20 protein-coding genes, 2 tRNA genes and 3 pseudogenes are annotated in these 25,118 nt (G+C 68.5%); 8 read left to right on the top strand and 17 right to left on the bottom strand.

What is annotated here, in order from left to right; genetic code table 11:
- Nucleotides 1-72 precede the first annotated feature (72 nt).
- Nucleotides 73-957 (bottom strand): 4-hydroxy-tetrahydrodipicolinate synthase, encoded by an 885-nt coding sequence (gene dapA, locus ACSJDS_RS05475; RefSeq protein ID WP_473032402.1) that lies wholly within the window; start codon nt 955-957, stop codon nt 73-75.
- Nucleotides 958-1,181: 224 nt separating this feature from the next.
- On the opposite strand from dapA, the gene ACSJDS_RS05470 reads away from it, so the two are divergent.
- Nucleotides 1,182-1,658 (top strand): peroxiredoxin, encoded by a 477-nt coding sequence (locus ACSJDS_RS05470; RefSeq protein ID WP_473032401.1) that lies wholly within the window; start codon nt 1,182-1,184, stop codon nt 1,656-1,658.
- Nucleotides 1,659-1,697: 39 nt separating this feature from the next.
- Here the strand turns inward: ACSJDS_RS05470 and ACSJDS_RS05465 are convergent.
- Nucleotides 1,698-2,797, bottom strand: a pseudogene (locus ACSJDS_RS05465) (AI-2E family transporter).
- Nucleotides 2,794-3,042 carry a sulfurtransferase TusA family protein gene (locus tag ACSJDS_RS05460; protein WP_473032400.1) on the bottom strand — a complete coding sequence of 83 codons (249 nt, stop codon included), beginning with the start codon at nt 3,040-3,042 and terminating at the stop codon, nt 2,794-2,796. The pseudogene ACSJDS_RS05465 and the gene ACSJDS_RS05460 overlap by 4 nt, the downstream one beginning before the upstream one ends.
- Nucleotides 3,043-3,177: 135 nt before the next feature.
- Between ACSJDS_RS05460 and ACSJDS_RS05455 the strand changes: the two genes are divergently transcribed.
- On the top strand, nt 3,178-4,632 hold the full coding sequence (locus tag ACSJDS_RS05455; protein WP_473032399.1) for a M48 family metalloprotease: 1,455 nt from the start codon (nt 3,178-3,180) through the stop codon (nt 4,630-4,632).
- Nucleotides 4,633-4,859: 227 nt separating this feature from the next.
- Here ACSJDS_RS05455 and nadA read toward each other — a convergent pair whose 3' ends face one another.
- From nadA to ACSJDS_RS05410, 9 genes and pseudogenes are all read right to left on the bottom strand, one after another.
- A complete protein-coding gene (nadA, locus tag ACSJDS_RS05450) occupies nt 4,860-5,888 on the bottom strand; it encodes a quinolinate synthase NadA (protein WP_473032398.1) in 1,029 nt (342 codons plus the stop codon).
- A 306-nt stretch (nt 5,889-6,194) separates the two neighbouring features.
- Nucleotides 6,195-6,270: transfer RNA gene (locus ACSJDS_RS05445), tRNA-Lys, on the bottom strand.
- A 30-nt stretch (nt 6,271-6,300) separates the two neighbouring features.
- Nucleotides 6,301-6,376 (bottom strand) — tRNA-Lys (locus ACSJDS_RS05440).
- A 78-nt stretch (nt 6,377-6,454) separates the two neighbouring features.
- Complete coding sequence (gene rluB / locus ACSJDS_RS05435) at nt 6,455-7,312, bottom strand: 23S rRNA pseudouridine(2605) synthase RluB (protein ID WP_473032396.1); 858 nt, start codon at nt 7,310-7,312, stop codon at nt 6,455-6,457.
- Nucleotides 7,309-8,154 (bottom strand): SMC-Scp complex subunit ScpB, encoded by an 846-nt coding sequence (gene scpB / locus ACSJDS_RS05430; protein ID WP_473032395.1) that lies wholly within the window; start codon nt 8,152-8,154, stop codon nt 7,309-7,311. The genes rluB and scpB overlap by 4 nt, the downstream gene beginning before the upstream one ends.
- Complete coding sequence (locus ACSJDS_RS05425) at nt 8,151-9,119, bottom strand: segregation and condensation protein A (protein WP_473032394.1); 969 nt, start codon at nt 9,117-9,119, stop codon at nt 8,151-8,153. Before ACSJDS_RS05425 ends, scpB begins: the two co-directional genes overlap by 4 nt.
- 245 nt (nt 9,120-9,364) lie before the next feature.
- Nucleotides 9,365-11,184: pseudogene (radD, locus tag ACSJDS_RS05420) on the bottom strand (DNA repair helicase RadD).
- A gap of 54 nt (nt 11,185-11,238) precedes the next feature.
- Entirely contained in the window at nt 11,239-11,391 is a 153-nt protein-coding gene (locus tag ACSJDS_RS05415; RefSeq protein WP_473032393.1) for a hypothetical protein, read from the bottom strand.
- A 108-nt stretch (nt 11,392-11,499) separates the two neighbouring features.
- On the bottom strand, nt 11,500-12,036 hold the full coding sequence (locus ACSJDS_RS05410; protein WP_473032392.1) for an enoyl-CoA hydratase-related protein: 537 nt from the start codon (nt 12,034-12,036) through the stop codon (nt 11,500-11,502).
- Between the two features lie 343 nt (nt 12,037-12,379).
- Here ACSJDS_RS05410 and ACSJDS_RS05405 point away from each other — a divergent pair, with 343 nt between their 5' ends.
- Complete coding sequence (locus ACSJDS_RS05405) at nt 12,380-12,889, top strand: hypothetical protein (protein WP_473032391.1); 510 nt, start codon at nt 12,380-12,382, stop codon at nt 12,887-12,889.
- A gap of 84 nt (nt 12,890-12,973) precedes the next feature.
- On the opposite strand, the pseudogene purL reads toward ACSJDS_RS05405, so the two are convergent.
- Nucleotides 12,974-16,914: pseudogene (purL, locus tag ACSJDS_RS05400) on the bottom strand (phosphoribosylformylglycinamidine synthase).
- Nucleotides 16,915-17,069: 155 nt separating this feature from the next.
- Between purL and mltF the strand changes: the two are divergent.
- Nucleotides 17,070-18,536 (top strand): membrane-bound lytic murein transglycosylase MltF, encoded by a 1,467-nt coding sequence (gene mltF / locus ACSJDS_RS05395; protein ID WP_473034979.1) that lies wholly within the window; start codon nt 17,070-17,072, stop codon nt 18,534-18,536.
- A 21-nt stretch (nt 18,537-18,557) separates the two neighbouring features.
- Here the strand turns inward: mltF and tadA are convergent, their stop codons facing one another.
- The gene (gene tadA, locus ACSJDS_RS05390; protein WP_473032390.1) at nt 18,558-19,034 is read right to left on the bottom strand and encodes a tRNA adenosine(34) deaminase TadA; all 477 of its coding nucleotides are present in this window, start codon (nt 19,032-19,034) and stop codon (nt 18,558-18,560) included.
- 63 nt (nt 19,035-19,097) lie between these two features.
- On the opposite strand from tadA, the gene ACSJDS_RS05385 reads away from it, so the two are divergent.
- Both ACSJDS_RS05385 and ACSJDS_RS05380 read left to right on the top strand, forming a co-directional pair.
- The gene (locus ACSJDS_RS05385) at nt 19,098-19,919 is read left to right on the top strand and encodes an acyl-CoA thioesterase (protein WP_473032389.1); all 822 of its coding nucleotides are present in this window, start codon (nt 19,098-19,100) and stop codon (nt 19,917-19,919) included.
- 9 nt (nt 19,920-19,928) lie between these two features.
- Nucleotides 19,929-20,111, top strand: a complete 183-nt coding sequence (locus tag ACSJDS_RS05380) for a hypothetical protein (RefSeq protein ID WP_473032388.1) — start codon at nt 19,929-19,931, stop codon at nt 20,109-20,111.
- 66 nt (nt 20,112-20,177) lie between these two features.
- On the opposite strand, the gene ACSJDS_RS05375 is transcribed toward ACSJDS_RS05380, so the two are convergent.
- The 3 genes from ACSJDS_RS05375 to ACSJDS_RS05365 all read right to left on the bottom strand — a co-directional run bounded on the left by ACSJDS_RS05375 (nt 20,178) and on the right by ACSJDS_RS05365 (nt 22,900).
- The gene (locus tag ACSJDS_RS05375; protein WP_473032387.1) at nt 20,178-21,056 is read right to left on the bottom strand and encodes a bifunctional nuclease family protein; all 879 of its coding nucleotides are present in this window, start codon (nt 21,054-21,056) and stop codon (nt 20,178-20,180) included.
- 156 nt (nt 21,057-21,212) lie between these two features.
- Entirely contained in the window at nt 21,213-22,490 is a 1,278-nt protein-coding gene (locus ACSJDS_RS05370) for a Y-family DNA polymerase (RefSeq protein WP_473032386.1), read from the bottom strand.
- Entirely contained in the window at nt 22,487-22,900 is a 414-nt protein-coding gene (locus tag ACSJDS_RS05365; RefSeq protein ID WP_473032385.1) for a LexA family protein, read from the bottom strand. The genes ACSJDS_RS05370 and ACSJDS_RS05365 overlap by 4 nt, the downstream gene beginning before the upstream one ends.
- Nucleotides 22,901-23,078: 178 nt before the next feature.
- Here ACSJDS_RS05365 and ACSJDS_RS05360 point away from each other — a divergent pair, with 178 nt between their 5' ends.
- Nucleotides 23,079-23,450 carry a CoA-transferase gene (locus ACSJDS_RS05360; RefSeq protein ID WP_473032384.1) on the top strand — a complete coding sequence of 124 codons (372 nt, stop codon included), beginning with the start codon at nt 23,079-23,081 and terminating at the stop codon, nt 23,448-23,450.
- Nucleotides 23,447-25,057 carry an acyl CoA:acetate/3-ketoacid CoA transferase gene (locus tag ACSJDS_RS05355; RefSeq protein ID WP_473032383.1) on the top strand — a complete coding sequence of 537 codons (1,611 nt, stop codon included), beginning with the start codon at nt 23,447-23,449 and terminating at the stop codon, nt 25,055-25,057. Before ACSJDS_RS05360 ends, ACSJDS_RS05355 begins: the two co-directional genes overlap by 4 nt.
- Nucleotides 25,058-25,118 lie beyond the last annotated feature (61 nt).

The raw sequence follows: 25,118 nt of genomic DNA, 5'->3' as shown, positions 1-25,118 counted from the left end.
CGAAATCCGTGTTCCTCGCGACGATCGGTCAAACCCGACAGGCTCCTAGTGACTCGTCGAGCGTTGTAACGTTCAGTCGTCGATCACGCCGGCCAGCTGCAGGGCCTCGTCCACGGTTGCATGGTACTTCTCGGAGAGCCAGGTCAGCGGCAGCCGGATGCCGGGCTCGACCAGTCCCATGCGGTGCAGGGCCCACTTGACGGGAATCGGATTGGATTCGATGCCCAGATTGGTGTGCAGGGGCATCAGCCGGGTGTTGAGCTGGTGGGCGCGGTCGGCATCGCCGGCCACCGCGGCGGTACACAGCTCGTGCATCGCCCTGGGGGCCACGTTGGCGGTCACCGAGATGTCGCCATGGCCGCCCATCAGCATGAACTCGCAGGCGGTGCCGTCGTCGCCGGAGTAGAGCATGAAGCCGCTGCCCGCGAGGCGTGCGATGAGGTCCTCGGCGCGCTCGAGGTTACCGGTAGCATCCTTGAGGCCGATAATATTGTCCACCTCGACCAGGCGCAGCACCGTCTCGTTGTAGAGATCGGAAGCGGTGCGGCCCGGCACGTTGTAGAGGATCACCGGCAGGCGGCTGCCGTCGGCCACCGCCTTGAAGTGCTGGAACAGGCCTTCCTGGGTCGGCTTGTTGTAGTAGGGGCAGACCGACAGGCAGTAGTCGGCCCCCACCTCGCTGGCGTAGCGCGCCAGCTCCACCGCCTCGGAGGTGGCGTTGGCCCCGGTGCCGGCGATCACCGGGATGCGGCCGTCGACTTCCTCCACCACCGTGCGAATCACGTCGAAGTGCTCGGCGAACGACATGGTGGTGGGCTCACCGGTGGTCCCCGCGGCCACGATGCCGTCGGTGCCGTTTTCCAGGTGGAAGTTCACCAGGCGGCGCAGCGCCTCCCAGTCGATATCGCCATTGACCTTCATCGGCGTCGCCAGGGCGACGATACTGCCAGTGATCATCCTGTCATTCCTCTCGCTCATGCCCCGCCCGCGAGTGTCGAATCGGCCCGCGCCAACGGCGACACCCCGTAGCCAAAGGGTAAATGGTACTCAGGCGGTGGAAGGCTGTACAGCGGCGCGCGGCCTGTCTTTGACAGCGTCGCCCCGGTTGCGTGTAATCAGCAGCGGGCTGCACGCAGGTTTCGCTGCGGCCACCCCTTCCCCGACCCACCAAGGAGCGCCCCATGACGCTTGCCATCGGCCAGCCCGTCCCCGACTTCACCGCCGACGCCACCGGCGACACCCGCGTGACCCTTTCCGAGCTGCGCGGCCAGCAGGTGGTGGTCTACTTCTACCCCAAGGCCAGCACCCCCGGCTGCACCACCGAGGGCGGCGACTTTCGCGACCACAAGGACGCCTTCGATGCCGCCAATACGGTGATCCTCGGCGTATCCCGCGACGGCCTTCGCGCCCAGGAGAACTTCAAGGCCAAGCAGGGCTTCAACTTCGCACTGATCTCCGACAAGGACGAGACCCTCTGTCGGCTGTTCGATGTCATCAAGCTCAAGAAGCTCTACGGCAAGGAACACTTAGGAATAGAGCGCAGCACCTTCCTGATCGACGCCGAGGGCCGGCTGGCCCGGGAGTGGCGCGGCGTGAAGGTGAAGGGCCATGTCGAGGAAGTGCTGGCCGCCGCCCAGGCGCTGCACGCCGAGGGCTGATCGTCGGCGGCGCCCGCCATCGGCGGGCGCCGCCGCCGCTCACTTCTCGACGCTCTCCTCGACGGCCTCCTGGGCCTGGACCTGCTTGATGCCCCGCGGCCAGGCGTAGACCAGGGCCTTGAGCAGGGTGGCCAGCGGAATCGCGAAGAAGATCCCCCAGAAGCCCCAGACGCCGCCGAAGAACAGCACCGCCACGATGATCGAGACCGGATGCAGGTTGACGGCCTCGGAGAACAGGATCGGCACCAGCACGTTACCGTCCAGGGCCTGAATGATGCCGTAGGCGATCAGCACATAGATGAACTGGTCGCTCATGCCGAAATGAAACCCCGCCACCGCCGCCACCGGCAGGGTGGCCACCGCGGCGCCGATATGGGCACCAGCACCGAGAGCCCGACCAGCACCGCCAGCAGCGCCGAATAGGGCAGCCCGAAGAAGGCGAAGGTAAAGAAGGTCACGGTGCCGACGATGATGATCTCGACGAACTTGCCGCGCACGTAGTTGGCGATCTGGTCGTCCATCTCGTACCAGATGCGGGTCATCAGGGTGCGCTGCTGGGGCAGCAGCGAGAGGGTGAAGGCCACCAGCTGCTCGCGATCCTTGAGCAGGAAGAACACCAGAATCGGCACCAGCACCAGATAGATGATCAGCGACAGGACATTGCCCAGCGACGCCAGCGACAGGGTCAGGGCACGCTGACCGAACTGGGTCATCTCGCGACCGGCCACCCCGATCCACTCCTGCACCTGGTCGGGCGTCACCAGGTTGGGGTAGCGCTCCTGGACGTCGTCCAGCCAGCGCTGGCCGCTGGCCACGATGCGCGGGGTTTCCTGTACCAGCCCCACGAGCTGGTTCCATATCAAGGGCATCAGGATGAAGGCCATCGCCATCAGGATCCCGATGAACCCCAGGAACACCAGTGTCACGGCCAGCAGGTGGGGCACCCCGCGGCGAGTCAGGGCGTTGACGCCACCCTGCAGCAGAAAGGCGATCACCAGGGCGGTGAGAAAGGGCGCCAGCATGCGCCCGAACAGGATCAGGGCGCTGAAGCCGAGCACCAGCACCACCAGCAGGATCACTGCTTCCTCGTCGGAGAAATAGCGCTCGACCCAGCTCTTGAAAACGGCGCGCAGGGTCATGGCGCCACGTCCCCACCCTTGCGGATCCAGTAGTGAAAGACCTCGCCGCGCTCCTCGCGGGCGACCAGCTCGTGGACGCTCTGCTCGGCAAAGGTCTCGAAATCGCGCCACGAGCCGGCATCGGTGGCCACGACTTCGAGCAGCTGTCCCGGCGCCAGCCGAGCCAGCGCCTGCTTGGCCTTGAGCAGCGGCAGCGGACAGGGCAGCCCGCAGGCATCGAGCACGTCGTCTGGTTGCACAGCCATGATGTCTCCCGGGAGAATGCTGAAATGCGACGCCCCGCGACCGGCAGCGTCAAAACCCTTGGGATTTAAAGGCACTTTGCAGGCCGAATCAATGTCGGAAAGAGACCCGACCGCCCCATCATGACGAGGATGGCCATGCCCCGCGACTTACGATCCTGCCTCAGCGCCGGCACCCTGGCGCTACTTCTGGCCTTCACTCCCCTCGGCTCGGCCAACGCGGCGGATGACTATGGGCTGCCCAGCCTGACGGGCAGCAGCCAGGCCATCAGCGGCGAGGAGTACCGATTGGGCCGCGCCTGGCTGCGCCAGTTCCGCGCCCAGGCCCCGCTTTGGCAAGACCCGATCGCCCAGGCGTACGTGGAAGCCATGCTGGCGCAGCTGTCGCCCCACAGCGGCCTCACCGACGCCCGCACGGTGGTGACCCTGGTCGACAGCCGCCAGCTCAACGCCTTCGCCGTGCCCGGCGGGGTGATCGGCGTCAACGCTGGACTCTTCGCCTTCGCCGATGAAGAGGACGCCGTGGCCTCGGTGCTGGCCCACGAGCTGGGCCACCTGTCGCAACGCCACTATGCCCGCGGCCAGGCCCGCGCCGAACAGACCCAGATTCCGGCCATGGCCGCCATGCTGGCGGGCATGCTGATCGCCGCCAGCGGCGGCGGGGATGCCGGCATCGCCGCCGCCATGGGCTCCCAGGCCGCCTTCATCCAGGATCGCCTGGCCTACTCGCGGCGCTTCGAGCAGGAGGCCGACCGCATCGGGCTGCAGGCTATGGCCCAGGCGGGCTTCGACCCCCAGGCGATGGTGCGCATGTTCCGCGCCATGCAGCGCCAGGCCAGCCTGCAGGGCGGCGATCCGCCGGAGTTCCTGCTCACTCACCCGCTCACCGAATCACGCATCAGCGACGCCGAGGACCGTGCCGCCCAGCTGACGGCCAGCGATCGCCGCCACCGCGACCCCAGCTATCACCTGGTGCGCGCCCGGGCACTGCTGACCATTCACCAGCGCGCTCCCCAGCAGGCAGCCACACGCCTGGAGCAGGACGGCGCACCCACCGAGGCGCAGCGCTACCTGGCCGCGCTGATCGCGGCCCGGCAGAACGATACCGACAGGGCACTGAATCAGCTCGACGCCCTGGCCCGGGAGCTGCCCGACCTGGCGATGATCCCGGTCAGCGCCGCCGAGGTGGCCTTTGCGGCCGGGCGCTACGACGACGCCATCGAGCGCAGCCGGCGCCTGCTGCGGCTGATGCCGGGCCATGTGCCAGCCACGATGGTGCTGGGCGAGGCGCTGCTGCAGCGCGATCCCAACGAGGCCTACCGGGTGCTACGCGACCTCGCCGAGCGGCGTCCGGAAGACCCCCTGGCCTTCACCCTGCTGGCCGAGGCCGCCGGACGCAGCGGCCGCGAAGCCTGGGGCCACCTGGCCCGCGCCGAGCAGCTGCAGCTCACCGGCGAGATCGATCGCGCCATTCGCCAGCTCGAGGTGGCCCGAGGGGTCGCCGAGCAGAGCGGCGACGGCAACGCCGCGGCGCGCATCGAACAGCGCCGCGAGGCCTTCATCGGCTATCGGGAGACGCTGGAGAAGTTCTGAGCAGGGGCGAGGAACGAGGGGCGAGGGGCAAGAAAGAGGCTCTTCGCACTTTAGCGTGAACATGTTTGGCAGGCTCTATGGTGGAAGGCCGGCTCTGCCGGGCGAAGGCGCCGCAGGCGCCCATGGGTAGCGCTGCGCGCTACTTCGCGAGCTGAAGCTCCCTCCCACAGGGCAAGTTCACGCCAGTCTGCGATGAACCAGAAAGCGTGCCCCTCGTCCCTCGAACCTTACGCCTTGAAATTGAGCATCCGCTCCAGGGGCTTGAGGGCGCGCTGGCGCAGCGCGGCATCGACCTGGATCTCGCCGCTGCCGTGGCGCAGAGCGCCGGCCAGATTGTCCAGGGCGTTCATGGCCATCCAGGGGCAGTGGGCGCAGCTCTTGCAGGTGGCGCCGTTGCCGGCGGTGGGCGCCTCGAACAGGGTCTTCTCCGGCACCGCCTGCTGCATCTTGAAGAAGATGCCGCGGTCGGTGGCCACGATCAGCTTGTCGTGGGGCAGCTCCTTGGCGGCCTTGATCAGCTGCGAGGTGGAGCCCGCCACGTCGGCCAGCTCCACCACCGCCGCCGGCGATTCGGGGTGAACCAGCACCGCCGCGCCGGGATAGAGCGCCTTGAGGTCCTCGACGCCCTTGGCCTTGAACTCCTCGTGGACGATGCAGGCGCCGTCCCACATCAGCATGTCGGCACCGGTCCGCTTCTGGATATAACCGCCCAGATGCTTGTCCGGGGCCCACAGAATCTTCTCGCCACGGGCCTGCAGGTGCTCGATGACATCCACCGCAATGGATGAGGTGACCACCCAGTCGGCGCGAGCCTTGACGGCCGCGGAGGTGTTGGCATAGACCACCACGGTGCGGTCGGGATGGGCGTCGCAGAAGGCGCTGAACTCGTCTGCGGGACAGCCGATATCCAGCGAGCAGGTCGCCTCGAGGGTCGGCATCAGTACCCGCTTCTCCGGCGAGAGGATCTTGGCGGTCTCGCCCATGAAGCGCACCCCGGCGACGACCAGGGTGTCGGCCTCGTGACGGGCGCCGAAGCGGGCCATCTCCAGGGAATCGGCCACGCAGCCGCCGGTCTCCTCGGCCAGCTGCTGGATGGCATCGTCGGTGTAGTAGTGGGCCACCAGCACGGCGTTGTGGGCCTCGAGCAGACGCTTGATTTCCGCGACGCGGGCCTCGTCCTCGGCGGGAATGCGGGTGGGGCAGTAGGCGCGAGCCAGGTGGTCGCGCACCTCGGCTCGGGAAGTCATGATCGTCATCGTGTCTACCACTGTGACTGGCAGGGGCTCCCCCTGCGGGTAACGGGTGCATCGCGAGCAGCGCGCTCCGCGCCGACGATGCGCCTGGGGCCGGCAGCGTCTCTCGCCGCCGATGCCCATAGCGCTATTCTAGACCACAACGCTGGGGTATTGACCAGCCCCGGCCCGAAAAGCGGCATCACGCCTGTTATGGGGGCGCCCCGGGTCCGATACAAGCCCCTTACCCGATACAAGCCCGCGATACAAGCCATAGGACCGCCCAAACACAACGCCCCCGCCTCACTGGGAGGCGGGGGCGTCAGCAACTGGTGGGTCGTGTAGGATTCGAACCTACGACCAATTGGTTAAAAGCCAACTGCTCTACCAACTGAGCTAACGACCCGGTGCTTGCGAACAAGCGTACAGGCTCGGATGGTGGGTCGTGTAGGATTCGAACCTACGACCAATTGGTTAAAAGCCAACTGCTCTACCAACTGAGCTAACGACCCGTCCGAACGGGTGCAGATATTACTGATCGCACCCTTCACTGGCAAGGACTTTTTTGCCTTTGGTCGCAGCCGGCGGCCTCACCGGCCACGCTGCCCCTTGGGCTTGCGCATCGCCTGCACCGGGCGGCGCTTGTTCTTGTCGCGGCTCCAGCGGTTCTTCTCGTCCGGCGTCAGCTCCGGCACCTTGCGCGGCGCCAGCCCGGCATTCACCGCCAGGTCGTCGATCTCGTCCTGGGAGAGCTCGACCCATTCCCCGGCGCGGGCCCGCTTGTCGAGAAAGATATTGCCGTAGCGCACCCGCTTGAGGCGGCTCACCGTCAGACCCTGGGACTCCCATAAGCGGCGCACCTCGCGGTTGCGGCCCTCAGTGATCACCACGTGGAACCAGGTGTTGATGCCCTCCCCACCGAACTCCTGCACGTCGGTGAAGCGCGCCGGTCCGTCTTCGAGCATCACGCCCTCGACCATGGCCCGCACGTGCTCCCGGGTCACCTCCCCCATGACGCGCACGGCATACTCCCGCTCGATCTGGGTGGAGGGGTGCATCAGGCGATTGGCCAGCTCGCCATCGGTGGTGAACAGCAGCAGGCCGCTGGTATTGATGTCCAGCCGGCCGATGGCGATCCAGCGCTCGCCCTTCAGGCGCGGCAGCCGCTCGAAGACGGTGCGCCGCCCCTCCGGATCCTTGCGGGTGCACAGCTCCCCTTCCGGCTTGTTGTACATGATGACCCGCCGCGGGGTCTCTTCGGCGCCGCGCAGGGTCACCGGGCGCTCGTCGAAGCTGACCCGGTCGCGCAGCTCGATGCGATCGCCCAGGGTCGCCGGCTTGCCGTTGACCTTGACCCGGCCGGCAGCGATGGCCGCTTCCATCTCGCGGCGCGAGCCGAGCCCGGCGCGGGCGAGAACCTTCTGCAGTTTTTCCGTGGTGTTGCTCATGGGTCGTCAGACCTCTCTTCGGGTATGGATTCCGCCCCCGCTCCGCCGTCTTCCGCGACGCTGGTGCGGGCACGTTCGGCCAGGCGAGCCTCGAGATCGGCGAAGCTCAGCCCTGACCGGTCGGACGCCGTCCCGGCGTGTGTCTCGTCGGCCGTCCCGGCCGTCGTGTCGTCATGCTGCTGGTCGGCTGCCACTGAAACGTTGGCCTCATCGTCCGGGCCGGGGGCATCGGCCTGGGCCAGCACCTCGGCCGGCGCGGCCGGCGGCGCCTCCTCGGCGTAGGGGTCGCCGAACGGCGACTCGTCGAGGTTCTTGAGCTCATGCGTGGGCGGCAGCTCATCCAGGGTCTTGAGCCCGAAGTCGTCGAGAAAGGCCCGGGTGGTGGCATAGACCGCCGGGCGACCCGGCACGTCGCGATGCCCGACGACCCGCACCCAGCCGCGTTCGGCCAGGGTGCGCATGATCGAGCTGCTCACCGCCACCCCGCGCACCTCCTCGATGTCGCCACGGGTCACCGGCTGACGATAGGCGATCAGCGCCAGGGTCTCCAGCAGCGCCCGGGAGTAGCGCTGGGGGCGCTCATCCCACAGCCGCGACACCCAGGACGAGAGCCGCGGCCGAATGCGCAACTGAAAGCCCGAGGCGGTCTCGAGCAGCTCCATGGCGCCGCACTCGTGGCGCACCTCCACCCGGGTGAGCGCCTCGCGCAGCGACCGGCGCGGCGGTCGCTCGTGATCATCGAACAGCGCCTCCAGGCGATCCAGCGACAGCGGCTCGCCGGCCGCCAGCAGCGCCGCCTCGAGGATCTCATCCAGGCTGCCCGGCTGCTCCATGGCCGTCATGTCGCCTCGCCTCCCTCGGGGTCATCCTCGGCGAAGGCGCTCTCCCCCGCCTCCTCGCTTGCTACTGCCTCGTCAGCCGCCGACTCGACCTCCGCCTCGGCATCATGGGGTGTCCGGGCGCGCACGTGGATCGGCGACAGCGGGGCATTCTGCACGATCTCGATCATCGCCTCCTTGGCCAGCTCCAGGATCGCCATGAAGGTGACGATCACGCCCGCGCGCCCCTCCTCCAGGGTGAACAGCGCCTCGAAGGGGGTGTAGCGCTCGTGGCTCAGCCGCTCCATGATCGCCAGCATCCGCGCCCGGGTGGAGAGCACTTCGCGGCTGATCTGGTGGGCCTGGTTGAGCTCGGCGCGCTTGAGGATGCCGGCCAGGGCGCCGAGCAGCTCATCGAGCTCCACCTCGGGATGGATCACCCGCGCCTGCAGCGGCGGCAGGGCGGCACGCGCCGGAAACCAGTCGCGCCCCACCCGGGGCAGCTCGGCCAGCGCCTCGGCGGCCTGCTTGAGCTGCTCGTACTCCTGCAGGCGGCGGATCAGCTCGGCCCGCGGGTCCTCCTCGTCGCCGTCCCCACCCTCCTTCGGCGGGCGCGGCAGCAGGGTGCGCGACTTGATCTCGGCCAACATCGCCGCCATCAGCAGGTACTCGCCGGCCAGCTCGATCTCCATGGCCTTCATCAGCTCCACGTACTCGATGTACTGGCGGGTGATGGCGGCCACGTCGACGGTCAGGATATCCAGGTTCTGGCGGCGAATCAGGTAGAGCAGCAGGTCCAGCGGCCCCTCGAAGGCCTCGAGGAACACCCGCAGCGCCTCCGGTGGGATGTAGAGATCCTCGGGCAGCTCGGTGATCGGCTCGTCGAACAGCCGCCCCAGCGCCACGGCCTGCTGGGGCGCGGCGGCACCTTCTCCGCCGCTCTCGGCGGCGCTCGGCTCGGGGCTGGCGGTATCGGGGGTGGCGCTCACGCGGCGTGCCTCTCCGGGGACGCAGGATCAACGCGCCAGTCTAGCAAGATGGCGGCCCAGGAGACAGCATCAGCGCCAGCGACTGCACTCACAGCCCACACGAGGCTGATCCGGCGACAGGCCCCGAAGTGTCGGACCATCGGGGAGGCGCTGTGAATACGTCCCTGTACGCTACCGACGCCATCCATGGCGTAGGACCTCCCCTACGGCCTGTCCCCGACGCCTCACGTTCAGACCACTCACGCTTACTCCGCCGCTTCGGCACGGCGATAGCGCCCGACGTAGTCGAAGAGCTTTCGCGCACCTGCCAGTGGCGCCCTACCTTGCGCCCTACCACGAAATCCGGGTGACGCAGGCGGCGCCGCTCGGCGACCACCTCCTCCGGCGTGGTGGGCCGGAAGGGCACGCCCGGTGCGCGCAGGTGGTGGCGCAGGAAGACCGTGGAGAAGGCAGCGCGCTGGGCTGGGGTCTCCAGGGCGAACCACTCCGACAGGGTGGCCCCATCCTCGTCGTGGTAGGTGACCCTGAGCCGGGGCATGCCACGGCCATTGAGGGTGGACTCGAGCTGCATGCCGGCCACTCTGAGAACCCGGGCGTCGCGCAGGCGCAGCGCCTCCTTTAACTTGTCGTCGGCGTCCACCAGCAGGGTGTCGCAGCCGTGGCAGCGCCGTGCGGCGATATCATTCTCGGCGCCGCAGTCGCCGCAGGTCTTGAAGCGAAAGCGAAAGTCGCACTGTCTATCGGCGCCCGAAGCCGCGCCATGCTGTCTATCGGCGCCCGCTTCCCCTTCAACCAGCCCCTGGCAGCGGCGGCCGAAGTGCTCGATCACCAGTTCGCCGTCGCGCTTGCCCCAGAAGAGGTTGGCATGGCCGCAGGCGGGACACGCTACCTGCACCGGCTCGCAGTCGGAGGCGGGTCTCGGCGATCCCACCTCCGGGGCGTAGAGGTCCCAAGGATTGCCGGCGTAGTCGAGGATCAGGCAGTCGCGCTTGCCGGGCGAGAGGCGCAGGCCGCGACCGACGATCTGCTGATAGAGGCTCACCGACTCGGTGGGACGCAGGATGGCGATCAGGTCCACATGGGGGGCATCGAAGCCGATGGTGAGCACCGCCACATTGACCAGGTACTTGAGCCGGCGCGCCTTGAAGGCGCCGATGAGGCGTTCGCGCTCGACGGAGGGGGTCTCGCCGGTGATCAGCGCCGCCTGGCCTGTGGGCAGGTAGCCCATGATCTCCTCGGCATGGGCCACGGTGGCAGCGAACAGCATCACCCCCTGCCGGTCGTGGGCACGCTCGATCACCTCGGCGATGATGCCCGGCGTGGCGCGGTTGCCCGCCGCCACCCGATTGAGTGCCTCCTCCCGGAACAGCCCACTGGACGAGGGAATCAGCGCCGCGAAGTCGTAGCGTTCGACGGCAGCATCGATTCGCCGCGGCTCGGCCAGATAGCCCTGCTTGACCATCAGCCGCAGCGGCTGCTCGAAGACACAGTCCTGAAAAAAGCTGTCCGCCTCGCCGCGCACCATGCCGTGATAGTGGCGGTGGTAGATGAATCCCTGCCCCAACCGGTAAGGCGTGGCAGTGAGGCCGAGCACCTTGAGCCGCGGACTGCGCTGTTGAAGATAGGCGATCACCTGGCGGTAGCTGGAGTCATCGTCCAGCGAGACCCGGTGGCACTCGTCGATCACCAGCAGGGTAAACTCGCCCTGCCCCGGGGCTGACGCCGCGAACGCGGGCAGGTTCCTGGCCACCGACTGCACCGAGCCGAACACTACCTGGCGGCTGCTCTCCTTGCGTCCCAATCCGGCACTGAAGATGTCCGCCTCGAGGCCATAGGCCTGGTACTTGGCGTGGTTCTGCTCGACCAGCTCGCGCACATGGGCCAGCACCAGCACTCGCCCCCGGGCGAGGCGCGCCAGCTCGGCGATCACCAGGGACTTGCCGCTGCCGGTAGGCAGCACCACCACGGCGGGCTCATCGGTACCGCGAAAGTGCATCACCACCCGGCGCACCGCCTCCTGCTGATAGGGACGAAGCGTGGGCGGGGCAGTGGAGGGTGCGGTCATGAAAAAAGCGGCTCCGGGACGGGCGACCTATCCTACCCGCCCAGGGTGCCCACGTCAGGGGGTGAAACGCGCCGGGCGACCGGCCAGGCGTGCCGCCACGGCCTCCTGCTGCTCGGCCGAGCCGAGCAGCGTAGCTTGCAGGCGCGCCTCCCGGGCCAGCCGCTCGCGGCGGTCCAGACCCGGCGCCCCGTCCAGCAGTTCGCCCACCGCCGCCACCGCCCGGGGGAGTGCTCGGCGACGGTGGCCGCCACCTGCCGCGCGGTCTCCTGCGGTGTGGTCGACAGCCGGGTCGCCAGCCCCAGGGTCACGGCTTCCTCACCGCCCACCTTGCGGCCGGTCCAGGCCAGCTCGCGCAGCACATCGCCGCGAAGCCCGCCCCCGTGACGCTGATGGCCATGTCGGGGATGATGCCCCAGACGATTTCCAGCAGCGCCAGCCGCGCCTTCGGGTGAACCACGCGGATATCGGCCCCCAGGGCGATCTGCAGCCCCCGCCGTAGACGTGCCCCTGGAGCGCGGCGATCACCGGCACGCCGGGGGTGCGCCAGCCCAGCGCCAGGCGCTGCACGGGATTGACGCCGTCGGCGGTATCGGGCTCGAGCAGGCTGGGCACCCGCTCGGGCTGGGCCATGATCGCTCCCATGTCGAGCCCGGCACAGAAGCTCTCGCCCTCCCCCGTCAGCACCAAAGCACGCAGCCCCTCGCGCTCGGCCAGGCACCGCTGGGCCGCCAGCAGGCCATCGATCATGGCCCAGTCCAGCCCATTGTGGGCCGCCGGCCGGGCCAGGCTCACCTGGGCTACGCCCGCCGCATCGACCGTCAACCGCACCCGTTCTTCGAAGCACCTTTCCACGGCCATTCTCCTCACCTCGTCAATGTATCGAGTGTGCCCGGGGAAAGCACCATATTCAAACACTTGTTTAATATGCACCCTATCGCGCACGCCCACCCCGCAGGAAGCTCCTCTGGTCTATAGTGAGCGGAGGTGCCGAATTAGACGAAAGCCGCAGCCTGTCTGGGGAATGGGGGAGGCAGGCCGCTGACTTTCATCATGCTTGTTTTATGAAATGCCTGATTCATCGTCATTATCGCCAGGATTTCTTGACATAGATCATGAGATCCCGGGCACAATTTATCAGGATGCTTCGCAGGTCGAACTCCCCTGAAGATTGCGCCCCCATTTCGAGGTACTGCCCATGCCAACGACTCAAACAACGACAGCGAAGCTGGTGCTGGTATTGGACGAACTGCTGACGCTGGCCGATGCCCACGAGCGCGCAGAGCTTAACCGCTACCGACGACTCGCCTTCAGTTTTCTGACCTTCAACACTGCCACCAGCCGCTTGATGGCCTCGCTGGGCATCCAGTGCGAAATGCGCGTGGAGGAGCTGAAACGCATGGCAGAGCAGCTTGGACACGCCTCCTCACCCGCCCGCGGCACCCAGCAGCACCACGGCCATCACGGCAACTCGACCCACCGCTTTGTCATCGATGGTCCGGACGCGGCCCTCGATGAGCTCCAGCAGGCGATCGCTGGCGCCGAATACTCGCTGCATTTCGATGAGCACCTGCGCGAGGCCAGCGCCATTCCCGCCCTCGACCCGGCACTGTCGGCGATACTCCGCCAGAAGCGCGCCGAACACGCCGTGCTGCAGGAGTACCGTGCCGCCTGCCGACAAAGCGGCAGGATGGCATCGGCGGGATAGCCGCTGGCGCACCCACCAGCATCATGATGCGCAAGAGGCGGCCAGTGGCCGCCTCTGCTGATGGGATCAGAGCCTTCTCCGGCTTCAGTCCACCCAGACCCGGGCGTTGCGGAACAGCCGCAGCCAGGCGCCGTCCTGGGCCCAGTCGCCGGGGCGCCAGGAGTTGGTGACGGCCCGCACCACCCGCTCCGGATGGGGCATCATGATGGTGACGCGGCCATCCGGAGTGGTCAGGCCGGTAATCCCCGAAGGCGAGCCGTTGGGATTGGCCGGGTAGCGCGTGGTCACCTGACCGTAGTTGTCCACATAGCGCAGAGCCACCTGGGTGCTGCCCTGGATGCCGCGCAGGTGGGCGCTGTCGCGGAACTCGGCACGGCCCTCACCGTGGGCCACGGCGATGGGCAGGCGGGAGCCCTGCATGCCGGCCAGCAGGATCGACGGGCTCTGCTCCACCTGGACCATGGCCACCCGAGCCTCGAACTGCTCGGATTCATTGCGCACGAAACGCGGCCAGGCCTCGGCGCCGGGAATCAGCTCCTTGAGCTGGGCGAGCATCTGACAGCCGTTGCAGACCCCCAGCGAGAAGCTGTCGCCGCGGCCGAAGAAGCCCGCGAACTGCTCCCGGGCCCGATCGTTGAACAGCACCGACTTGGCCCAGCCGCCGCCGGCGCCGAGCACGTCGCCATAGGAGAAGCCGCCGCAGGCCACCAGCCCCTTGAAGTCCTCCAGCGATACCCGTCCTTCGAGGATATCGCTCATATGCACGTCCACGGCCTCGAAGCCGGCGCGGTCGAAGGCCCAGGCCATTTCCAGGTGGCCATTGACGCCCTGCTCGCGCAGGACCGCCACCGCCGGACGCGCCTGGTGGAAGTAGGGCGCGGCGATGTCCTCGCCGATATCGAAGCTGGGGGCGGCGGATAGACCCGGGTCGCGGCCGTCGAGCAGGTCGTCGAACTCGCTCTTGGCGCAGTCTGGGTTGTCGCGCAGCGCCTGCATCCGGTAGCTGGTCTCGGCCCAGGTGCGCTGGGCCAGCAGCCGGGTGGTCTCCAGCAGCGGCTCCTCGAAGAGGGTGACCCGCACCTGGTCATCGTAGCGCGGGCGGGCGATGACGCCACAGGTCTCGATGCCCGCGGCGGCAAACTGAGCCAGCACCGCCTCGGTATGCTGGCGGTTGACCTGGATCACCGCGCCAAGCTCCTCGGCGAACAGCGCATCCACCGCCTCGACGGGCTCGTCGACCAGCCAGTCGAGCTTGATCTCCAGGCCGGCACGCGCGGCGAAGGCCATCTCCAGCAGAGTGACCAGCAGGCCGCCATCGCTGCGGTCATGGTAGGCCAGCAGCTGGCCCTCGGCGTTGAGCCCCTGGATCACCGCGAAGAACGCTTTGAGGTCCTCCGGGTCGTCCAGGTCGGGGCACTCGCTGCCCACCTGACCGTAGACCTGAGCCAGCGCCGAGCCGCCCAGACGATTCCTGCCGCCGCCCAGGTCGATCAGGATCAGGTCGGACTCGTCCTGTTCCAGATTGATTTGCGGGGTGAGCGTCTTCAGGGCATCGGTGACCGGGGCGAAGCCGGTGACCACCAGCGATAGCGGCGAGGTGATGCTCTTCTCCTCGGGCTCGCCTTCGCCGCTCTCCTCCTGCCAGGCGGTGCGCATGGACATGGAGTCCTTGCCCACCGGGATGGCAATCCCCAGGGCCGGGCAGAGCTCCATGCCCACGGCGTGGACGGCGTCATACAGCGCCTGGTTCTCGCCGGCATGGTCAGCGGCACTCATCCAGTTGGCGGAGAGCTTGATGTCGCCGATCTTCTCGATAGGGGCCGCGGCCAGGTTGGTGATCGCCTCGGCCACCGCCAGCCGGGCACTGGCGGCGGGGTCGATCAGCGCCACCGGCGGGCGCTCGCCCATGGCCATGGCCTCGCCGGCATGGGTGTCGAAGCTCGCCGTGGTCACGGCGACGTCGGCCACCGGCACCTGCCAAGGGCCGACCATCTGGTCGCGGGCCACCATGCCGGTAATGGAGCGATCGCCAATGGTGATCAGAAAGCTCTTGGAAGCCACGGTAGGCAGGCGCAGCACGCGCTCCATGGCCTCGCGCAGGTCGAGGTTGTCGAGCATCACCCCGGGCAGCTCGATGGCCTGGCGGCTGAACTCGCGGGTCATCTTCGGCGGCTTGCCGAACAGCACGCTCATCGGCAGGTCGACGGGCTGGCTGGCGAAATGGCCATCGCGCACCTCGAGATGGTGCGCCTCGGTAGCCTCGCCCACCACCGCATAGGGGCAGCGTTCGCGGCGACACAGGGCGTCGAAGGTATCGAGGTCCTCAGGGGCCACCGCCAGCACGTAGCGCTCCTGGGCCTCGTTGCACCAGATCTCCAGCGGGCTCATCCCGGGCTCGGCGTTGGGCACCTCACGCAGCTCGAAACGACCGCCGCGGTTGCCGTCCTTGACCAGCTCGGGCAGGGCGTTGGAGAGCCCCCGGCGCCCACATCGTGGAAGAAGCGGATGGGATCGGCCTCGCCCAGCGCCCAGCAGCGGTCGATCACCTCCTGGGCACGGCGCTCGATCTCGGGGTTCTCGCGCTGCACCGAGGCGAAGTCGAGATCGGCGCTGGAGGTGCCGGAGGCCATGCTCGAGGCCGCCCCGCCGCCCAGACCGATCAGCATGGCCGGCCCACCCATCACGATCAGCTTGCCACCCACCGGAATCTCGCCCTTCTGGACGTGGCCGTCGCGGATGTTGCCGTAGCCACCGGCGATCATGATCGGCTTGTGGTAGCCGCGCCGCTCGATGCCGTTCGCCCCCAGGGCGTCCTGCTCGTAGCTGCGGAAGTAGCCGGCGAGGTTGGGGCGGCCGAACTCGTTGTTGAAGGCCGCACCGCCGATGGGCCCCTCGAGCATGATGGAAAGCGCCGACTGCATCCGCTCGGGCTTGCCGTAGTCGAAGGCCTCCCAAGGCTGGACGAACTCGGGGATGCGCAGGTTGGAGACGGTGAAGCCGGTCAGCCCCGCCTTGGGCTTGCCGCCGATGCCGGTGGCGCCTTCGTCGCGGATCTCGCCGCCGGCGCCGGTGGCCGCACCGGGATAGGGCGCGATGGCGGTGGGATGGTTGTGGGTCTCCACCTTCATCAGGATCTGGATCGGCTCCTCGACGGCGCCGTAGCGGGCCCGCTCGCCATCGGCGCCGGTCAGGGGCGTGGCGAAGAAGCGTGGCGCCGTGGTTCCCCGAATCACCGCGGCGTTGTCGCTGTAGGCAGAGAGGATGTTCTCCGGCGAAGCCTGGTAGGTGTTCTTGATCATCTTGAACAGCGAGTGCGTCTGCGCCTCGCCGTCGATCACCCAGTCGGCATTGAAGATCTTGTGGCGGCAGTGCTCGGAATTGGCCTGGGCGAACATCATCAGTTCGACGTCGGTGGGGTTGCGGCCAAGCTCCTGGAAGGCGCCCACCAGGTAGTCGATCTCGTCCGCGGCCAGCGCCAGGCCCAACTCGCCGTTAGCGGTCTCGAGCGCTGCGCGCCCTCCCGCCAGGATATCCACGCTGCCCAGCGGCGCCGGCGCGTGATGGGCAAACAGCCTGGCCGCGTCAGAGGCGTCGGTGAGCACCGTTTCGGTCATGCGGTCGTGCAGCGTGGCCACGATCGCCAGGAAGGCGGCTTCGGACATCGGCGCCTTGAGGGCTACCCGATAGGCGATCCCGCGCTCCAGGCGACGTACCTGGCCGAGGCCGCAGCTGTGGGCGATATCGGTGGCCTTGGAGGACCAGGGCGACTGAGTGCCGATGCGCGGCACCACCAGAAACAGCTGACCGTCCCCGCGGGCGTCGGACGCCCCCTCGGCCTTGACGCCATAGTCGAGCAGCTGAGCGAGCAGGTCCCGCGCCCGGTCAGGCAGTTCGCCGTCGTGATCCACGAAGTGCACGTAGTCGGCGTGCAGCGACTCGATCTCGGGAACCCGCGCGCGCAGGGCAGCCAGCAGCTTGGCATGACGGAAAGCGGAAAGGGCGGGCGCGCCTCGAAGTTCGAGCATGTCTTGGAGCCTCTGAAGCCAGCATGAGGGGGAACCGCCGCGGGCGGCGCAGAAAGCGCCCATGATACTGGAAAGCGGGGGCTGGCGAAATGCAGCGGATGACAGCCGCCGCTGCGGCCGCTATCGTGTGGCTCTCATCGCCGACCGTCGCCTTCATGCCCGGACTACCGTCTCATCCAGCGCTGCGCCACCTGCGTATCGCCGCCGCCCTGCTAGTGGGCGTGGCGCTGTGCCTCGTGCCCTATCGCCACCTGACGCCCCCGGAGGGTCAGCTCGAGGCGGTGCTGGCCCGCGACTTCCTCAGCGTGCATACGCGCAACACCCCCACCACCTACTACGAGGGCCGCCATGGCCCCACCGGCTTCGAATACGAGCTGATGCGGCGTTTCGCCGACCACCTGGGCGTCAGCCTGACCTTGGATGCCAGCCACTCCATCGAAAGCGTGCTTGAGACCGTGGCGCGCGAAGGCGACCTGGGCGCCGCCGTCCTGCCCCTGGAGCCGACCCGGGAAGGCCTGATCTACAGCCGGGCGATCCTCGACCTGCAGCCGCTGCTGGTCTATCGCCGCGGCCTGCCGCCGGTCACCGATATCGAGCGGCTCGCCGGGCTCGAGATCGGGACCATTCGCGGCTCCGGCGCCGACCGGGTGCTGCGCGAGCTGCAGGCCGAACACCCGGAGCTGGGCTGGCAGGAGTCCTCCGACGTGGAGGTGGCCGAGCTGCTCAGCCGGATCGAGAGCGGCAGCCTGGATGCCGCCGTGGTCTACGAGCATCAGTTCCGCCTCAACCGGCTGTTCTTTCCCGACGTGGAGCGCGGCTTTCCCTTGGGGCGACCGCTCTCCATGGCCTGGGCGTTTCCCCACCCCGGCGGGCTCGGACTGCAGCAGGAGGCCAACCGCTTCCTGCACGCCCTGCACCAGGAAGAGGTGCTGGACGACCTGGTGGCCCGCTACTTCGGTCATGACGACTACCTGGAATACGTCGGCGCTCGGGTGTTCATCGGCCACGTGCATGGCCGACTGCCCGACTATACCGAGCTGTTCCGCGAAGCCGCCCGCGACACCGGCTTCGACTGGAAGCTGCTGGCGGCCCTGGGCTACCAGGAATCCCACTGGGACCCGGAGGCCACTTCGCCCACCGGGGTGCGCGGGCTGATGATGCTGACCCTGCCCACCGCCGGCGAAATGGGCGTCGACGACCGCCTCGACCCGGCCCAGAGCATCGACGGCGGCTCCCGCTACCTGCGCCACATCAAGGACCGGCTCCCGGAGTCGATCCAGGGGGAGGATCGCCTGTTCATGGCCATGGCCGCCTACAACGTGGGCCTGGGCCACCTCTACGACGCCCGGCGCATTGCCGAACAGCTCGGCGGCGACCCTGACGCCTGGGAAGACGTGCGCGAGGCGCTGCCGCTGCTGCAGAAGCGCGAATGGCACAGCCAGACCCGCCACGGCTATGCCCGCGGCGGCGAGCCGGTGATCTACGTGCGTAACATCCGCCGCTACTACGAGATCCTCACCCATGTGGATCGCAGCCAGCAGCAGTACCTGCAGCTCAACGAACTGCTCGACGACGAGGAAGGCAACGGCCGGGAGTTCGAGATCGTGCCGCCCATCCTGTAACCGGCACAGCGGGGGCGCGGCTCATGAAGCCGCGGAGTCCGAAGCCTCACGTCGCGCTTGGAAGAAAGCCTTGAGCAGCCGCGAAGCGCGGGCGGCCAGCACCCCGCCCTGCACCTCCACCCGGTGGTTGTGCCACGGCTGGGCCATCAGGTTGGCCTTCGACTCCACCATTCCGGTGCGCGGCTCGGCGGCGCCGTAGACCAGCCGAGCGATACGCGCATGGATGATCGCCCCGGTGCACATCAGGCAGGGTTCCAGCGTCACGAAGAGGCTACAGCCATCGAGACGGTAGTTGCCCAGCCGCGCCCCGGCGTCGCGCAGCGCCCGAATCTCGGCATGGGCGCTGGGGTCGTGCTCCGAGACCGGTGCGTTGTAGCCCTTCCCGACGATCTCTCCGGCGGCATCCACCACCACCGCGCCTACCGGCACCTCCCCGGCAGCCAGGCCGAGACGCGCCTGATCCAGGGCGCGGTGCATGTAGAATTCGTCGCTGCGCATCGACCGGCACTCCGTGTATGCTGACAGTGAAACAACCGTATGAGACGCCCCTGAGGATCCCCCATGTCGGACGCGCTGAATGCCCTGGTCGACCTGCTCGGCCTGGAAGAGCTGGAAGAGAACCTGTTTCGGGGTCGCAGCCAGGATCTCGGCCTGCCGCAGCTATTTGGCGGCCAGGTGCTGGGCCAGGCCCTGTCGGCCGCCACGCGCACGGTGGACCCCGCCCGCCGCGCCCACTCGCTGCACGGCTACTTCCTGCGCCCCGGCGACCCGCATCGCCCGGTAGTCTATCAGGTGGACGCGGTGCGCGACGGCGGCAGCTTCACCACCCGCCGAGTCACCGCCATCCAGAAAGGCCGGCCGATCTTTTTCTGCAGCGCCTCCTTCCAGGGCGCCGAGCAGAGCCTGGCCCATCAGATGGCGATGCCCGAGGTGGCCCTGCCGGAGGCGCTCACCGATAGCCCCGACGCCCGCCTGGAACGCTTTCCCGGCCACCCCATCGAGTTTCTCCACCTGGGTGACGAGGCCGAACCGGGCCTGCCCGGGCGCAAGCGGCTGTGGTTCCGCCTGACCGGCGATATGCCCGACGACCCGGCGCTGCACCGCTACCTGCTCGCCTATAGCTCCGACTTCAACCTGCTGACCTCGGCCCTGGTGCCCCACGGCATCAGCTTTCGGGACCCGCGGCTGCAGATCGCCAGCCTCGATCACGCCCTGTGGTTTCATCACGACGTCAAGGTCAACGACTGGCTGCTCTACGACATGGACAGCCCCTGGGCCGGGGGCGCCCGCGGCTTCGCCCGCGGCAGTCTGTACGATCGCCGCGGCCGTCTGGTGGCCTCCACCGCCCAGGAGGGTCTCACCCGGCTGCGCGATACAACCTGAGCCACGCCGATGACCACATCACAGCGCCTCACCATTACCGCCCTGGCCGGCTTCGGCATCATGGCCGCCGCCATCGGGCTTCGCGCCATCCTGGGCCTGGAGCCGTTCATCGCCCACGGCCTGGCCAGCCCCGTCTTCTACGGCGCCTGCGCCGCCCTCGTCGCCTGGCTTGCCACCCGCTCGCGAGAGTGACGGCCTCGCGCCCTCGCACCACCGCCCCGCGGCGCAGGGCAGGGGTGGCGAGCAGCGGCCAAAGGCTCAGGTGCGAATGGCGGGGGCGTCGGGGCGCTGGCGTTGACGGGGGGCCGGGCGCGGCGAAGGAACGTCGGTGGAGAGTTCCAGCTCATGCTCTTCGCCTTCCTGCCAGTAGCGCAGCCGGGCCTCTTCGCCCTCGGGCGTATCGCGCACCAGCTCGAGGAACGCCATCGGCGTCGCCGGCACCTGACCATTGACCTCCAGCAGCAGCGCCCCGGGGGTCAGCCCGGCCTCCGCGGCGGGCCCGCTGGCGTCGCTGACCAGCACGCCTTCCTGGTCCGGCAGGCCGAGGGCCTCGCGCAGGTCATCGCTGACCGGGGTGACGGTAATGCCCAGTGCGGCCACCGCCTGGTCTTCCAGGCCCTGATACTCGATCTGCTGAGCGGCCTCCAGCACCTGGGGGGCCACATGGATGCTCGCCCCGGCATAGAGCGCCAGCGCGATGGCGTCGCTGGGTCGGCTATCGATGCGTACCGGCGCCTCCTGCCCCTCCAACCGCAGTTCCAGCATGCCCAGGAAGGTGTTATCGACGATGGCATCGACGTAGACCCGCTCCAGAGTGACATCGATGCCCTCGAGCACGCTGCCGAGAAGCTCATGGGTCATGGGGCGCGGCGTGCGATCGCCGCTCAACCCCCTGAGGATGGCGCCGGCCTCGTTGGGCCCGATAAAGATCGGGATCACCGCCCGGGCCCCGGGCTCGCGCAGCAGCACCACCGGCGGGCCGCCGGCTCCTGCCACGCCGACGGTGGCGATCTCGACCTCGACCATATCGGCAGGCTCGGCGGCCAGCTCCCGAGCGGCGGCATGTTGGAAGCCAAGCAGCAGCAGGCTGCCCAGCAGCAGAGGCGCCAGATAGCGCCGGATCGACGGCAGTGGCATAGGTCTCCTTCAACACCGGCTTTCGGGGACAGGGATGTGCCTACAGGATGGCACCCCGGCGCCACCTTCGCCATTCCCGCCGCTGACGCCCTGTCGCCGCACCGCACGGGGCTTGCTAGCAGTGACGCCAGCGCGATCTTTGACGCCCCCGAGGCCTCACCCCGCCCTGACGTTCATCAGCTCATCCCAGCGCGTGGTGTAGCGCGGCGTGCGCCGCTGGCAGCGCAGCATCCAGGCGCTGTCCCGGTGCGGCAGGCCAAAGCGCACGGTGTCGCGTCCCATCTCGCGGTTGAGCCGGTCCAGCGTCGCCATCAGCCGCCGACTGCGGTCGCGCCTGGCCTCGTCCACCGGCCCTTCCAGCAGGGGAAGCTGGCGGCGCTCGGCGTCCACCAGGTCCAGCAGCATCACGCCGCACTTCTGGTAGCGATAGCCTTCGAGAAACAGCGCCGCAAGCCCGCGCGACGCCGCCTCGAGCACCGCCCGGCTGTCATCGGTAGGCTCGGGCAGCGGCACCACCACGCTGTTGCGGTACTGGGGCTCGCCGGCCAGAAAGGGGTTGGTTCGCAAGAACACCTGCAGCGCTCTCGCCAGGCTGCCCTGGCGGCGCAGCTTCTCGGCGGCCCGGGCGCCGTGCTGGCGAACGGCCGCCTGCAGGTCGTCGAGTTCACCGGTGAGCCGCCCGAAGGAGCGCGACACCAGGATACGCTGGCGCGGCGCGGCCAGGTCCTCGAGCACGATGGCCGGATGGCCGCGCAGCTCCCAGACGATGCGCTCCAGCACCATCGAGAAGGCGCGCCGAATGCGCTTGGGGTCGGCCTGGCGCAGCTGCCAGGCGGTGTCGATCCCCATCAGCGCCAGCCGTTCGCCGCTGCGCCGCGCCACGCCCCACAGCGCGGTCACCGGCAGGCCCTCGAGCACCCGGCGAGTCGCGGCACCCTCGGCCGTCAGCCGGCACACCCCCTCGTGGGCGGGCTCTCGCTTGGCCTGGTGGTTGGCCACCTTGGCCAGCACCCGGGTCGGCGCCACGCCGACCCCGACGGGAATCCCGGTCCACTGGCGTACGGTGTCGCGCAGCGCCCGGCAGCGTGCCTCCAGGTCCCGTTCGGGAAAGCCGTCGAAGCCCACGAAGCTCTCGTCGATGGAGTAGGGCTCGACGTCCGGCGAGAACTCCGCGAGCACCTGGTTCACTCGCCGGCTCATGTCGCCGTAGAGGGCGTAGTTGCTGGAGAGCAGCGTGGCGCGCCGGCGAATCTCCGGCGGCAGCAGGTGCAGTGGCGCGCCCATGGCCACGCCCAGCGCCTTGAGCTCGGGAGAGCGCGCCACCACGCAGCCATCGTTGTTGGAGAGCACGCCCACCGGGCGCCCCTCCAGGCGCGGGTCGAAGACCCGCTCGCAGCTGACATAGAAGTGGTTGGCGTCGACCAGGGCTATCATGGCGCCGCCTCCGGCAGGGCATGCACCACATGGGTGACCACGCCCCACACATGGCATTCGCGTCCGGCCAGCGGAATCGGCGCGAAGCGCGGGTTGCTGGCCAGCAGCACGATGCCCTCGCCCTGCCGGGCCAGCCGCTTGACGGTGGGCTCGCCGTCCACGGCGATGACGACCACCCGCCCCGGCAACGGCTCGAGGCTACGGTCCACCACCAGCAGGTCACCGTGGTGGATGCCGTCGCCGCGCATGGAGTCCCCCTCGGCACGCACGAAATAGGTGGAGGCCGGCCGGCGCACCACATGGGCATGCAGGTCGATCTCCACGTCCAGATGATCGTCCGCCGGGCTGGGAAATCCGGCCCGCACTCGGCACCCCATCAGAGGCTGAGTGCGGGCCGCGGACTCGATCATGGCGCGACCGACAAGACGTACGGCCGGTGGCAGAGCCTGTCGCATGAGCACCCCCAGATACTGTATTTTAATACAGTATCTGTAAGATTCGGCCGCTTGGCAACTCCCCCGCTCACCGAGTGCTCCGAGGTCTGTGATAAGGTGCCGTGACAACAACAATCCCCAAGGGAGCCCGCCCATGGACCGCCAGACCCACCCGCTACTCTCCCGCCGCCCCTTCACCGAAAAGGGCAAGTTCGTATCCGCCCGGGAGGCCATCGACCTGATCCGCGACGGCGACGCCGTGGCTACCGGCGGCTTCGTCGGCATCGGCTTCGCCGAGCACCTGGCGGTGGCTCTGGAGGCGCGCTTCCTGGAGACCGGCCGCCCCCGCGACCTGACCCTGATGTACGCCGCCGGCCAGGGCGACGGCAAGCGCCGCGGGCTCAACCACCTAGGGCATGAGGGCCTGGTCGGCCGGGTGATCGGCGGCCACTGGGGGCTGGTGCCGGCCCTGCAGCGGCTCGCCATCGAGGGGCGCATTCAGGCCTGGAACCTGCCCCGGGGGTGATCTCCCACCTCTTCCGCGACATCGCCGCCGGCAAGCCGGGCACCCTGACCCGGGTGGGCCTGGGCACCTTCGTCGACCCGCGGCTGGGCGGCGGCAAGATCAACGAGGCCACCACCGAGGAGCGGGTGCGGCTGCTGCCCATCGACGGCGAGGAGTATCTCTTCTACCCGGCGCTGCCGCTGCAGGTGGCGCTGCTGCGAGGCACCACCGCCGACACCCTGGGCAACGTGACCATGGAGCGCGAGGCCCTGGTGCTGGAGGCGCTGGCCATCGCCACCGCGGTGCGCAACTCCGGTGGGCTGGTGATCGTGCAGGTCGAGCGGCTGGCCGAGCGCGGGACCCTGCACCCCAAGGACGTGCGCATTCCCGGGGTGCTGGTGGACTGCGTGGTGGTGTGCGACGAGCCCGAGCATCACTGGCAGACCTTCCGTACCCCTTACAACCCGGCCTACTCCGGCGAGATCAAGGCGCCCATGGCCACCCCGGAGGCCCTGCCGCTCTCGGCGCGCAAGATCATCGCCCGCCGCGCCGCCTTCGAGCTGGCCGCCAACAGCGTGGTCAACCTGGGAATCGGCATGCCGGAAGGCATCAGCGCCGTGGCCAGCGAAGAGCGAGTGCTGGAGCTGCTGACCCTCACCGCCGAGCCCGGGGTGATCGGCGGCCTGCCCGCCGGAGGACTCGATTTCGGGGCCGCGCTCAACACCCAGGCGATCATCGACCAGCCCGCCCAGTTCGATTTCTACGATGGCGGCGGGCTGGACATCGCCTTTCTCGGCATGGCCCAGGTGGACGCTGCCGGCAACGTCAACGTCTCGAAGTTCGGCCCCCGGCTGGCCGGTGCCGGCGGCTTCATCAACATCAGCCAGAACGCCCGTCGGGTGGTGTTCATGGGCACCTTCGTCGCCACCCAGGAGGCTCTGACCATCGTCGACGGCCAACTGCGCCTCCCCGCGGGCGGGCTGCACAAGTTCGTTGCCGAGGTGGAGCAGCGCACCTTCAGCGGCGTTCTGGCCGCCGAGGATGCCAAGCCGGTGCTCTATGTCACCGAGCGCTGCGTCTTCACGCTGACCCCGCAGGGCATCGCCCTCACCGAGATCGCCCCGGGGGTGGACCTCGAGCGCGATATCCTGGCGCTGATGGATTTCACCCCGCTGATGCCCGAGCCGCCACGGCCGATGGACGCGCGCATCTTCCGCGAGGCCCCGATGGGGCTGCGCGAGTCGCTGCTCACCCTGCCGTTCGAGCAGCGCTTTCACTTCGACGCCGCCGAGGAGATCTTCTTCATCAACTTCGAGAACCTGAAGATCGCTTCCCAGGCCGATATCGACGCCATTCGCCACACCGTGGAGCGCCACCTGTCACCGCTGGGACGCCGGGTCTACGCCATCGTCAACTACGACCACTTCCGCATCGACGAAACGTTGCTGGACGCCTACACCGCCATGGTCGGCGACCTGGAGCGACGCTTCTATCACCAGGTCACCCGCTACACCACCAGCGGTTTCATGCGCAAGAAACTCGGCCACGCGCTGGAGGCGCGCGCCGTGCCGCCGCATATCTATGAAAGCGCCGAGGAGGCAAGGGCGCACCTGAAAGACCCCGACTGAGGCCGAGCGACCGGCGACAGCCTAGACGCCCATCGGCCGCCGCGTGGCAATTGCTACCAGG

The sequence above is a fragment of the Halomonas sp. SL18_1 genome (assembly GCF_055755715.1).
This window is presented reverse-complemented; position numbering and strand designations above follow the sequence as displayed.